This window comes from Streptomyces sp. NPDC058375 (assembly GCF_042723425.1).
GTDB lineage: Bacteria > Actinomycetota > Actinomycetes > Streptomycetales > Streptomycetaceae > Streptomyces > Streptomyces durocortorensis.
Genome location: NZ_JBHXJG010000238.1, coordinates 1 through 11,217 on the forward strand (window position 1 = coordinate 1; position 11,217 = coordinate 11,217).

The window sequence follows — 11,217 nt, forward strand, 5'->3', positions numbered from 1 at the left end:
CCGTATGCCTGACCGCCGCCGGCTGCGGCGGCGGCCCGGAAGCCGACGGGGCCGGAGCGAACTCACCCCGGCCCGGCGCGGACGCCGCCTCCCCCACGCCCACCCCCTCGGAGCCGGCCGCTTCCGCTTCCCCCTCCCTTTCCGGGAAGCCGCTGCCGAAGGGCCCGCTGACCGGCCGGACCGTGGTGATCGACCCGGGACACAATCCGGGCAACCGCGACCACACCAGGGAGATCAACGAGCAGGTCGACATCGGCACCGGCCGCAAGGAGTGCGATACGACCGGTACGTCCACGAACGACGGTTACGCGGAGGCCCGGTTCACCCTCGACGTCTCCCACCGGCTGCGCTCCCTGCTGGAGGCCGAGGGCGCCCGGGTCCGGCTGACGCACGACGCGGACCGGCCGTTCGGGCCGTGCATCGACGAGCGGGCCCGGATCGGGAACGAGGCGAAGGCCGACGCGGTCGTCTCGGTGCACGCCGACGGATCGGCGGTCGGCAACCGGGGCTTCCATGTGATCCTGCCCGCCGGGGTGAAGGGCGACGGGGCCGACACCTCGAAGATCGTGAAGAGTTCGGCCGATCTCGGCGCGAGGATCGCGGGACACTTCGTCCGCACGACCGGAAGCGCGCCTTCCAATTACATCGGCGGAAATACCGGTCTGGACACACGTAATGATCTCGGCGGACTGAATCTGTCGACCGTGCCCAAGGTGTTCGTCGAATGCGGCAACATGCGTGATCCCGAGGACGCCGCCCTGCTCACCAGCGCGAGTTGGCGGCAGCGGGCGGCCCAGGGGCTGGCCGACGGCATTACCAGCTATCTGAAGGGGTAGTTCTGCGGTGATATTGGGGGGATACCCGCTCACGATCCGGGCTCGGACGCAACCCGACCGGGCAGACGATAGATTCATCCGTACGATGGGGAGCCGCTCCCGAGCTTCGAGCCGCACCGGCGGCAGCGACGACCGCCCCGACGAGACGACCGACTAAGGACCTTCACGTGAATATCCGATCCCTCACTCGAGGCGACGGCGTGGTGATCGGAGCAGCGGTCGTGCTGTTCATCGCCTCTTTCCTCGACTACACCAGCTTCTGCACGCAGGGCATCGACTGCTCGCGGGTCGACAACCCGAACGCCTGGGACTCGCTCGGGCTGCTGATGAGCGTCTTCCTCGCCGGCGTCATCGCCGCGGCGCTGGTGATCGTCAGCCGTGCGATGCCGGGCCGCAAGGTCGCCGGGCTGGACCTCGGCCAGTTCGGCGCGGCGCTCACCGTCTTCGCTCTGTGGACCGCCTTCTGGACGATCCTCGACATCAGCGACGCCGGCGCCGGCCTGATCCTCGGCCTGCTCGCCACCATCGTGCTCGCCGGGGCCGCGATCGCCGGACCGCTGGTGCCCTTCCTCAAGGCCCCGCTCCTCAGCCCGGCCGGCCCGGCGCAGGGCGTGCAGGGCGGACAGCCCCCGTACGGCGCGCAGCCCGGCCAGGGCTACGGCTTTCCGGGCGGCCAGCAGCAGCCGTACGGCGCCCAGCCGAGCCAGGGTTACGGATACCCGGGCGCGCCCCAGCAGGGCCAGCCCGCCCAGGCCGACCCGGCGCAGGCACAGGCGCAGCAGGCCCAGGCCCAGGCCCACGCCCAGCAGCCCGCGCAGGGCGGCGCGGCACCGGCGGGCGACTTCACCCCGTTCTGGTTCGCCGTTCCGGTGGCCCGCCCGCTGTACGGCGAGGACGGTTCGCCGAACCCGATCGCCGAGCTGGCGCCGGGCACCTGGTACCTCGCGGTGGAGCAGCGCGGCCAGAGCCTCATCGCCCAGACGCAGGACGGCCGTCGTGGCGTCCTGCAGGACACCACGGGCATCCAGCGCGGCTGATTCCCCGACGCACCCCGCGGCCCCTCGCCCTTCCGGGCGGGGGGCCGTTGTCGTACAGTCCAACCCGCACACCCCTACCTGATGCTTCGTCAGTTACGGCTGGAGGGAACGGCATGCGGCTCGGACTCGCGCTCGGATACTGGGGCCGCGGCCCGGACCCCGGCCAGCTCGCGCTGGTCCAGGAAGCCGAGCGGCTCGGGTACGACTCGGTGTGGACGGCGGAGGCCTGGGGCTCGGACGCCTTCACACCGCTGACCTGGATCGCCGCCCACACCTCGCGGATCCGGCTGGGCACCGGCATCGTCCAGATGGCGGCCCGGACGCCCACCGCGACGGCCATGCACGCGCTGGCCCTGGACCATCTCTCCGGCGGCCGGATGCTGCTCGGCCTCGGTCTGTCCGGGCCGCAGGTGGTGGAGGGGTGGTACGGGCGGCCGTTCCCGAAGAGCCCGCTGACCGCGACCCGCGAGTACGTCGAGGTGATCAGGCAGGTGCTGGCGCGGCAGGGACCGGTCGAGCTGGCGGGCCGCTTCCACTCCCACCCGTACGACGGCCCGGACGCCACCGGGCTCGGCAAGCCACTGAAGCCGATCACGCACCCGCTGCGGGCCTCGCTCCCGGTCCTGCTGGGCGCGGAGGGCCCCAAGAACATCGCGCAGACGGTGGCGATCGCGGACGGCTGGCTGCCGCTGTACTGGTCCCCGCTGCGCACCGACGTCTACGAAGCCTCGCTCACCGGACTCCGGGACGGCTTCATGATCGCGCCGATGGCCCGCGCGCACGTCTGCGACGACGTGGCCGAGGGGCTGTGGCCGGTGAAGGCGATGCTCGGCTTCTACATCGGCGGGATGGGCCACGCGGCCCGCAACTTCCACGCCGACCTGATGGCCCGCATGGGGTTCGAGGAGGAGGCCCGGCGGATCCAGGAGCTGTTCCTCCAGGGCCGCAAGGAGGAGGCGGTACGGGCGGTGCCCGACGCGTTCGCCGACGAGATCTCGCTGATCGGGCCACGCGCCCGGGTCGCGGAGCGGCTGGAGCTGTGGCGCACGGGCCCGGTGACGGACCTGCTGGTCACCGCCCCGGACCCGCACACGCTACGGGTCCTGGCGGAACTCAACGCTTAGACACGGCAGTTCAGCCGAACGAGGAGCGGTCCAGCCAGAAGTCCAGCAGGGCCGCGTCGCCGAGCACCTCCACGCGCGAACTGGTGGGCTCCAGGCGGCGGTTGAAGACGAGCATCAGATCGGTGAGCGAGCCGCGCAACGCGACGGTGGCCTTCTCGTGCGCGCGCCGCCAGGTGAAGCGGTCGTCGCCGAACTCGATCAGCCACTCCGCGCCGGGCACATCGGTGGCGTGCAGATGCAACGAGCGCCCGCCGCCCCGCAGTTCCGCCGCCTCCGGATCGCCTTCCTCCTGGGCCAGGGCGACGATGCCCAGCCACTCGTCGATGGTGTCGGCGGCCACCTCGGCGTCGACCTCGTACGGGGCACGGGCGGCGAGCGCCGCGTCCGCCCGGTGCACGGCCGTCTCGTGCGTCATGCGCCGCGCCCAGAAGGCCGTACGCTGCTCGGTCACCCACGTCCACACCTCGGCCTCCGGCCCCGCCTCCCGCAGCGCGTCGACGGTGGCGGCCGCGCCTTCGGCGAGCCAGGCGTCCAGCGCGGCCGGATCGTCGCTCCCCGGCCCCGTGAAGCCGGGCACCTTGTCCTCCGGGACCTCATCGGCGGCCCGGCCGCGGACGATCTCGCCGACCCACCGGTGCGCGCCGCCGACGTGCACCGCCAGCTCGCGGAGGTTCCAGTCGGGGCAGGTGGGGACGGTCGCGGTGAGGTCGGCGCCGGTCAGAACCGCGCGCAGGGCGTCGGTCTGGGCGAGGATCTCGTCGCAGTAACGGTCGTGGGAGAGAGACGTCATGCGGCACCTTAACCGGCGGCGCCCGGGATGATCACCCCGATATCCGCCCGGACTATCCGGTCAGCTGGGAGGTGGAGGGGACCTTGTCCTTCACCTCGGCGCCCGCGCCCTTGCCCGCGTTCTTGATGCTGTCGATGACGCTCTCGAACGCGCCCACGTCGCCCTCCCCCGCCTCCCCCTTGCGGAGCTTCGTCCCCAGGTCCTTGAGCGATTCGATCCCGGCGGTGAGCGGGGCGACGGCCTTCGACAGCAGCGGGTCGCCCTTGGCGTTCTCCGACGCGGCCTTGAGCCGGTTGTAGGCGAACCCGCCCGCCAGGCCCGCCTTGACGAGGGCGAGACGGCGCCCCTCCGCGCCCTTCTTGAACGTCCCGGCGCGGTACGGCTTCACGATCCACTGGTACGTCGCCCCCGCCGCGAGCCCCGCGTTGGCGACGAACCGGGTCTTGGCGAGCCGCTGCTTCTCGGCGGATGCCGAAGGGGTGGCCCCGGAGGGGGCGGCGGACGCCGAGGCGCTCGCCGCGTTGCCTCCGGCGGAGTCCCCGGAGTCGCCGCACGCGGTGACGCCCGTCAGCAGGGAGCAGGACAGCAGCAGCGCCACCAGGGTCCGGCGCAGCGGTACGGAACAGGGCACGGCGGGGCCTCCTGACCGAGAGTGACGAATCTCGACACTCCCGCCCAGACTCGCCCGTTCCCCACGCGGCCGCCACCCGGTGCGGGCCGTCCGGGTTTCACCCTGCGTAAAGCGGCAACCAGAGTTCCATGTCTCCCAGAACCCGTTCAGGAAGCAGCTCAGCGGCACGCGTGATCGCCGTCGTGGCCGACATCTTGGCCTTCATCATCATCCTGTGGATCCTGATGTACCTGCTGGACGCCAACCGCGGCAACGACTTCGTGCAGTGGGTGCACGACTCGGCCCGCTGGCTGGCCGGCTGGTCGTACGACCTGTTCACGTTCGACCGGACATGGGCGAACGTCGTCGCCGGTTACGGTCTCGCGGCCGTGGTCTACCTGTTCATCGGGCACGCCGTGGCGGGTCGGCTCCGTCGCTGAACCGGCCCCGCTTCAGCGCGTGTTGGCGCGACAGCAGTCCGGCTCCAGGCCGACCGGCAGCCGCTCGCCCGCGAAGACGGCGGTGGTCGCCTCGTCCCCCCCGAGTGCGGCCACCGCGAGCAGCAGCGAGCCCGCCGTCCAGGTGGTGAGTTCCTCGGGCCAGACGGCCTTGTTGCCCTCGAAGACGTACCCCGTCCAGTACAAACCGCCCTCGGCGCGCAGGTGCTGGACGGACTGGAGGATCTCCAGCGCCCGGTCCGACTCGCCCGTCACCCAGAGGGCGAGGGCCAGTTCGCAGCTCTCGCCGCCGGTGACCCAGGGGTTGGGCAGCACGCAGCGCACCCCGAGGCCGGGGACGACGAAGCGGTCCCAGCCCTCCTGGATGCGGGCGGTGGCCTCGGCCCCGGTGACCGCGCCGCCGAGGACCGGGTAGTACCAGTCCATCGAGTAGTGGTTCTTGTCGAGGAAGCGCTCCGGGTGGCTGCGGATCGCGTGGGCCAGCGCCCCGGTCGCCAACTCCCAGTCCGGCTGCGGCTCCTCGCGGCGCTCCGCGATGGCCAGCGCACAGCGCAGCGCCTGGTGGATCGAGGACGAACCGGTCAGCAGCGCGTCGTTCACCGGGGTGCCGTCGGGCTCCCGCTTCCAGCCGATCTGCCCGCCGGGCTGCTGGAGCCCGAGGACGAACTCGACGGCCGCGAAGACGGTGGGCCACATCCGGTCGACGAACGCGTCGTCGCCGGTGGCGAGATAGTGGTGCCAGACGCCGACGGCCACGTACGCGCAGAAGTTGCTCTCCAGGCCGCGGTCGGTCGGCCGCTGCGGATCGCCGTCGTGGTAGGCGGCGTACCACGAGCCGTCGGCGTTCTGGTTGCGGGCGAGCCAGTCGTAGGCGCGGGCCGCGGCCTCGTGCTCGCCGGCCGCGTCCAGGGCCATCGCGGCCTCGGTGTGGTCCCACGGGTCGAGGTGGTGCCCGCGGAACCAGGGCAGTGCCCCGTCCTCCCGCTGTACGGCGGCGATCGCGGCGACCGTCTCGGCGGCCTGAGCCGCCGTCAGGACGCCCGGCAGAACGAGGTGTTCGGTCTGTTCGGGGGTGCTCACGCCTCGGCCTTCGGAAGGTGCGGCTTGGTGGCGTACGCGACGAAGCTCTTGCCGACGACCGGGTTGAGGAGCTGCTCGGCGACCCGGGTCGCCAGCGGCTTCTTCATGATGTCCCAGACCAGCAGCTTGTGGTACGCCCGCACCGGCAGGGCCTTGTCGTTGTCGACGCCGAAGGCGCACTTGAGCCACCAGTACGGCGAGTGCAGGGCGTGCGCGTGGTGGGTGCCGTACGGCTTGAGTCCGGCCTCGCGGATCCGGGCGAGGAGCTGGTCCGCCTTGTAGATGCGGATGTGGCCGCCCTCGACCTCGTGGTACGCGTCGGAGAGCGTCCAGCAGATCCTCTCGGGGCCGTAGCGCGGGACGGTGATCGCTATCCGGCCGCCCGGCTTGAGGACCCGGACCATCTCGGCGAGGACGCCCTTGTCGTCCGGGATGTGCTCCATGACCTCGGAGATGATCACGACGTCGAAGGAGTCGTCGGGGAAGGGCAGGTTGAGCGCGTCACCCTCCATGGCGGTGGCGGTGGCGCCCTCGGGGGCCTCACCGGCCTCCTTCATCGCGGCGAACCACTTGGCGACCTCGCGGATCTCCTCGGCGTTCTGGTCGAGGGCGACGACCTGCGCTCCGCGCCGGTAACACTCGAAGGCATGCCGGCCGGCACCGCAGCCCAGGTCGAGCACTCGGTCGCCGGCGGCGAGCGGGAAGCGGGTGAAGTCGACGGTCAGCACGAGGGCCTGCCTTCGAGGTCGGAGGTACGGGTTGCGACGATCGGGTCCGCGGTCGCCCGGGGGCGCACGGCCGCCCGGGAGTCCACGGTCACCTGCGGACTCCGCGTGCGGTGATCGCCTGACGGTACAGCTCGGCCGTTCCGGCCGCCGCCCGGGCCCAGGTGAAGTTGGCCAGCACCCGCTCGCGGCCCGCCGCGCCGAGCCGGGCGCGCAGCTCCGGGTCGGCCAGCAGCCGGGCCAGCGCCCCGGCCAGCGCGTCCGGGTCGCCGGGCGCCACGGCGAGGCAGGTCTCCCCGTCGCGGCCGGAGACCTCGGGGATCGCACCGCCGGTGGTGGCGACGAGCGGGGTGCCGGTGGCCATGGCCTCGGCGGCGGGCAGCGAGAACCCCTCGTACAGCGAGGGCACGCAGGAGACCTGGGCGCTGCGCACCAGGTCGACCAGCTCGGCGTCGCTGATGCCCTTGACGAACTCGACGGCGTCCGCGAGCCCGTGCCGCTCGATGGCGCGGGCGACCGGCCCGTCCTCGGCGCGCTTGCCGACGACGACGAGGTGGGCGGCGGGGTTCTCGGTACGGAGCTTGGCGAGCGCGTCGACGAGGTGGACGAGGCCCTTGAGCGGGACGTCGGCGCTGGAGGTGGTGACGATGCGGCCGGGCACCTCGGCGACGGACGGATCGGGCGACCACAGGTCGGTGTCGGCGCCGATGTGGACGACGCTGATCCGGTCCTTGCGTACGCCGAGGTCCTCGACGATCTCGTCGCGGGAGGAGCCGGAGACGGTGAGGACGGTGTCCAGCTTGCGGGCGACCCGCTTCTGCATCCGCGTGAAGGCGTACCAGCGGCGTACGGAGGCACGCCGGCGGCGGCTGGTCGCGGCCGCCAGGTCGAGCCTGCGGTCCACGGTGATGGGGTGGTGGATCGTCGTCACGAGCGGGGCCCCGAGGTCGCCGACGAGCCCGTAACCGAGGGTCTGGTTGTCGTGGACGACATCGAACTCACCGCGCCGGGCCAGGAGATGGCGGCGGGCGCGGAGGCTGAAGGTGAGCGGCTCGGGGAAGCCTCCGGTCCACATGGTGGCGACCTCGGCGACGTCGATCCAGTCGCGGTACTCGCCGGGCTTCGGCGTACGGAAGGGGTCGGGCTGACGGTAGAGGTCGAGGCTGGGCAGCTCGGTCAGCGGGACGCCCTCGTCGAGCACCGGGTAGGGCTGCGCACCGATCACCTCGACGCTGTGGCCCAGGCGGGCCAGCTCCCGGCCCAGGTGGCGGACGTACACGCCCTGGCCGCCGCAGAACGGATTGCCCTTGTACGTGAGGAGTGCGATCCGCAACGGCCGGTCGCCGGTCCCGGCGGTGCTGCCGTCGCCCGTGCGGGGGCCTGTCTCTATGGCCTCAGCGGTCACACTCGGCCCCCTTCTGACTGCGTGTTCGCCGGAGCGTAACCGGTCGCGCTAATCTAGAACAAGTTTCAGACTTGGCTGAACAAGTTTCATACTTGATCGCTCGACGTGCATCGAATCTACCGGCAGGTAGCGTCGCCGGGACCGCCGGATCAGGTGATTCGCGCCACGACGGACGCCCCTGGCATGCTGTGCGCGCCCGGACGGCCCGCTTCGCCCGTCCGGGTGGATCAAGCCATGGATCGTGGATCGTGGATCGTGGAACGGGGACAGCATGACCGCGGACGCCAGACCGGCAGCGCCTCCGCTGACCGAGCGCCAGGAGGCCCGTCGCCGCCGCATCCTGCACGCCAGCGCCCAGCTGGCCAGCCGGGGCGGGTTCGAGGCGGTGCAGATGCGGGAGGTGGCCGAGGCCGCCGGGGTCGCGCTGGGCACCCTCTACCGCTACTTCCCCTCCAAGATCCATCTGCTCGTCGCGACCATGCAGGACCAGCTCCAGCACCTGCACACCACGCTCCGCAAGCGCCCGCCGGCCGGCGAGGACGCGGCCCAGCGGGTGGCCGAGACGCTGATGCGCGCCTTCCGCGCTCTGCAGCGCGAACCGCACCTCGCGGACGCCATGGTCCGCGCCCTCACCTTCGCCGACCGCAGCGTGAGCCCCGAGGTGGACACGGTCTCCCGGCTCACCACGGCGATCATCCTGGACGCGATGGGCCTGGAGCACCCGACCCCGGAGCAGCTCTCGGCGGTCCGGGTCATCGAGCACACCTGGCACTCGGCGCTGATCACCTGGCTGTCGGGGCGGGCCTCGATCGCCCAGGTGAAGATCGACATCGAGACGGTCTGCCGCCTCATCGACCTGACGGCGGAGCCGGGGACGGGGACGGCGAGGGAGCGGGACCGGGGCTGAGCGACGACACGGGGGCCTCGGCGGCTCCGTCGGCCGCGGCGCCCCAGTCAGCCCCGCCGGCTCCGTCCACTCCCTCCGCTCCGTCCGCTCCCGCCAGGGCCACCACGGCCGCGCGGCGCCGGTCCGTCCACGCGGTCAGCCGGACGTCGTCCCTCCCTGCCTTGAACAACGCCTCCCGCCGCACCCACAACCGCAGCAGCGCCGGACCGGGGTCCGGCTCGGCGCAGGCGGCGTCCACCTCGTCGTGCGGCAGCAGCCGCCTCAGTACGGAGACGGGCCCGGGCCGACGCGTCAGGGGCTCCACATCGATCCCGACCGGGCCCGGCCCGACCACCGCGGCGGCCAGACCGTCGGCGTGGCTGAAACTGGCGCCGAGACCGGGGTGGTCCGGGAGATACGGCCGGCCGTGCCCGTCGCGCCCGCACCCGGGGCAGCGCTGGGCCGGCTCCACGGCACGCGGCGGCAGCCCGGTGATCCGGGAGGCGCACAGCCGCAGCAGCAGCCGGGCCGCCAGGACGTCGTCGCGCCGGGCGGGCACCCGGATGCCCGCGAGCCTGCGCCGCTCCCACGGGGCGAGCAGGCGCTCGTCCAGCTCCGGGTGGGCCAGTACCTCGGCGGTGGTGGCGACGAGCACGACGGCAGCCGCGCCCGCCCGGCCCGGGCCTGCGCTCACCCGGCCGGGACCTCCGCGTGGCCGACGGGGTCGAGGAAGCGCTCCTTGACGCGGGCGAGGGTCCGGAAGTCGTCGATGGTGACCTCCTGCAGATCGATGCTGCTGCCCGAGATCTCCTCCAGGAGATCGACGAACTCCAGGAAGTCCATCGAGTCGATGAGGCGGGCTTCGATGAGGTCCTCGTCCACGCCGATCGGGCCGTCGAGGCCGGGGTTCTTCTCGTGGAGCCACGCTGAGACCTGGTCCATGGGGGAGATCGCTCCTCTTGCTGTTCTGGTGGCCGACCCGTTTTGGCGGCCGACGGACGGGGTGGAGGTCAGGAACCGGTGACGGCGGCCCGGAGCCGTTCCAGCGCCTGCTCGGCCGTGCCGTGGGCGAGGATCATCGCGTGCACCCAGCGCTCGACGCCGAAGGCGACGCAGGAGCTGTACGCGGGCCCGTTCGAGCCGGCTCGGATGCCGAGCCGCTCGCCGAAGAAGTTGCGGTGCCGGTTGACGGAGGCGATGGCCGTACCGTCGGGGGCGCTGTACTCGTACTTGACCGGATCCAGTGCCATCAGCCGGGCCCTGGACCCCCCGTTGTCGTAGAACGGGTCGTCGGCCGCCGCCCGGGTCAGGGTCAGGCCGAGCCGCCCGGCCGCCTCCTCGACGAACTCCCCGCCGAGCGCCTGGTGTTCGGTGGCCCCGTCCTTGGTGCCGAGGTAGAGCACCTCACGCATGTGGAACCCCCACAGGCGGCGCAGGCCGTCGTAATGGGTCTCGTTGCGGAAGCAGCGGCCGGCCGCCGAGAGCCGCAGCCCGTCGTCGCCGACGTCCTCGCCCTCCAGGGAGAGCAGCAGGCCGTAACAGGTCGCGGACGGCAGCACATGCCCGGTCGGGTGCAGCGGGAGGTCCTGGGGCGAGCCGCCGGAGGCCAGGCCGTCGAGCACATCCGGGCCGAACCGGCCTGCGGAGACGCCGAGATGGGGGAAGTTGCGGAAGAAGTCCAGCCGCGCCAGCCCGTCGACGGACAGCAGGGGCGGCCCCAGAACCTCGGGGGCGGAGAGCCGGTCGGCCAGACCGGTCAGCAGATCGTCCAGCCCCCGCAGCAGAGCGGTGCGGACCGGGTCCAGCGTGATCAGCCCGGCACCGGGACTCTTCAGCTCGACACCCGGAAGGGCCGTGATGCTGGATGTGTTCATCGAACCGCGTCTTTCTCGGTGTGGGCCGGCCGCGCTGGGCACCCACCGGATGTACGGGCCGCATCGCCGTGGCGTCGGCGGCCCCGAGCAGGGCCGTCACCGGCCGGAGCACAGGCGGGAAAAACGGGTTGACAGCCCGTCACGAACCCGACCGCGCCCTTGGACACTAGGCCTGCCACTCGCTTGTTGTCTAGACCAAAAGTACCGAACGGCAGGTATCGGTTCCGTGGCCGTCGGGCGCAGGACACCACCCCATATCCCCATATGTGCCAGGCACTTGACAGTCCAGGCGGTCTGGACCAATCCTGCTGATCGACGTGGTCACGGCTCCTCCCGCCACGGCACTGCCATCCGTCCCGCCGTGGGGGGCGGCCCCGGGCGCGCGGGGGGCG

The 11,217-nt window shown here is 72.2% G+C and carries 13 protein-coding genes; 5 read left to right on the forward strand and 8 right to left on the reverse strand.

Features of this window, described 5'->3' with window-relative positions:
* From ACFWM7_RS28490 to ACFWM7_RS28500, 3 genes are all read left to right on the forward strand, one after another.
* The coding region (locus ACFWM7_RS28490; RefSeq protein ID WP_383265756.1) for an N-acetylmuramoyl-L-alanine amidase at positions 1-836 on the forward strand (836 nt) is incomplete at its 5' end.
* 167 nt (positions 837-1,003) lie between these two features.
* A complete protein-coding gene (locus ACFWM7_RS28495) occupies positions 1,004-1,873 on the forward strand; it encodes a hypothetical protein (protein WP_383265759.1) in 870 nt (289 codons plus the stop codon).
* Positions 1,874-1,986: 113 nt separating this feature from the next.
* Positions 1,987-2,997 (forward strand): LLM class F420-dependent oxidoreductase, encoded by a 1,011-nt coding sequence (locus tag ACFWM7_RS28500; RefSeq protein WP_383265762.1) that lies wholly within the window; start codon positions 1,987-1,989, stop codon positions 2,995-2,997.
* Positions 2,998-3,007: 10 nt separating this feature from the next.
* Here ACFWM7_RS28500 and ACFWM7_RS28505 read toward each other — a convergent pair whose 3' ends face one another.
* The gene (locus ACFWM7_RS28505) at positions 3,008-3,787 is read right to left on the reverse strand and encodes a maleylpyruvate isomerase family mycothiol-dependent enzyme (protein ID WP_383265765.1); all 780 of its coding nucleotides are present in this window, start codon (positions 3,785-3,787) and stop codon (positions 3,008-3,010) included.
* 52 nt (positions 3,788-3,839) lie between these two features.
* A complete protein-coding gene (locus ACFWM7_RS28510) occupies positions 3,840-4,418 on the reverse strand; it encodes a hypothetical protein (protein ID WP_383265768.1) in 579 nt (192 codons plus the stop codon).
* A gap of 128 nt (positions 4,419-4,546) precedes the next feature.
* Between ACFWM7_RS28510 and ACFWM7_RS28515 the strand changes: the two genes are divergently transcribed.
* A complete protein-coding gene (locus ACFWM7_RS28515) occupies positions 4,547-4,837 on the forward strand; it encodes a hypothetical protein (protein WP_107411220.1) in 291 nt (96 codons plus the stop codon).
* Positions 4,838-4,849: 12 nt separating this feature from the next.
* On the opposite strand, the gene ACFWM7_RS28520 is transcribed toward ACFWM7_RS28515, so the two are convergent.
* The 3 genes from ACFWM7_RS28520 to ACFWM7_RS28530 form a co-directional block, all read right to left on the reverse strand.
* A complete protein-coding gene (locus ACFWM7_RS28520) occupies positions 4,850-5,935 on the reverse strand; it encodes a prenyltransferase (RefSeq protein WP_383265771.1) in 1,086 nt (361 codons plus the stop codon).
* Entirely contained in the window at positions 5,932-6,663 is a 732-nt protein-coding gene (locus tag ACFWM7_RS28525; RefSeq protein WP_383265774.1) for a class I SAM-dependent methyltransferase, read from the reverse strand. The genes ACFWM7_RS28520 and ACFWM7_RS28525 overlap by 4 nt, the downstream gene beginning before the upstream one ends.
* Before the next feature lie 88 nt (positions 6,664-6,751).
* A complete protein-coding gene (locus tag ACFWM7_RS28530; RefSeq protein WP_383265776.1) occupies positions 6,752-8,065 on the reverse strand; it encodes a glycosyltransferase family 4 protein in 1,314 nt (437 codons plus the stop codon).
* 271 nt (positions 8,066-8,336) lie between these two features.
* On the opposite strand from ACFWM7_RS28530, the gene ACFWM7_RS28535 reads away from it, so the two are divergent.
* Positions 8,337-8,972 (forward strand): TetR family transcriptional regulator, encoded by a 636-nt coding sequence (locus ACFWM7_RS28535; protein WP_383265779.1) that lies wholly within the window; start codon positions 8,337-8,339, stop codon positions 8,970-8,972.
* Here ACFWM7_RS28535 and ACFWM7_RS28540 read toward each other — a convergent pair.
* From ACFWM7_RS28540 to ACFWM7_RS28550, 3 genes are all read right to left on the reverse strand, one after another.
* Complete coding sequence (locus ACFWM7_RS28540; protein WP_383265782.1) at positions 8,914-9,645, reverse strand: 4'-phosphopantetheinyl transferase family protein; 732 nt, start codon at positions 9,643-9,645, stop codon at positions 8,914-8,916. The genes ACFWM7_RS28535 and ACFWM7_RS28540 overlap by 59 nt on opposite strands.
* On the reverse strand, positions 9,642-9,893 hold the full coding sequence (locus ACFWM7_RS28545) for an acyl carrier protein (protein WP_365945216.1): 252 nt from the start codon (positions 9,891-9,893) through the stop codon (positions 9,642-9,644). Before ACFWM7_RS28545 ends, ACFWM7_RS28540 begins: the two co-directional genes overlap by 4 nt.
* A gap of 68 nt (positions 9,894-9,961) precedes the next feature.
* Positions 9,962-10,825: a hypothetical protein gene (locus ACFWM7_RS28550; protein ID WP_383265785.1), complete on the reverse strand. Its 864-nt coding sequence runs from the start codon at positions 10,823-10,825 to the stop codon at positions 9,962-9,964.
* Between the last annotated feature and the right edge of the window lie 392 nt (positions 10,826-11,217).

Coding starts and splice junctions, on each gene's coding strand:
- ACFWM7_RS28515 (WP_107411220.1), top strand. CDS start 4,547: ATGTCTCCCAGAACCCGTTCAGGAAGCAGCTCAGCGGCACGCGTGATC.
- ACFWM7_RS28545 (WP_365945216.1), bottom strand. CDS start 9,893: ATGGACCAGGTCTCAGCGTGGCTCCACGAGAAGAACCCCGGCCTCGAC.
- ACFWM7_RS28550 (WP_383265785.1), bottom strand. CDS start 10,825: ATGAACACATCCAGCATCACGGCCCTTCCGGGTGTCGAGCTGAAGAGT.
- ACFWM7_RS28535 (WP_383265779.1), top strand. CDS start 8,337: ATGACCGCGGACGCCAGACCGGCAGCGCCTCCGCTGACCGAGCGCCAG.
- ACFWM7_RS28500 (WP_383265762.1), top strand. CDS start 1,987: ATGCGGCTCGGACTCGCGCTCGGATACTGGGGCCGCGGCCCGGACCCC.
- ACFWM7_RS28505 (WP_383265765.1), bottom strand. CDS start 3,787: ATGACGTCTCTCTCCCACGACCGTTACTGCGACGAGATCCTCGCCCAG.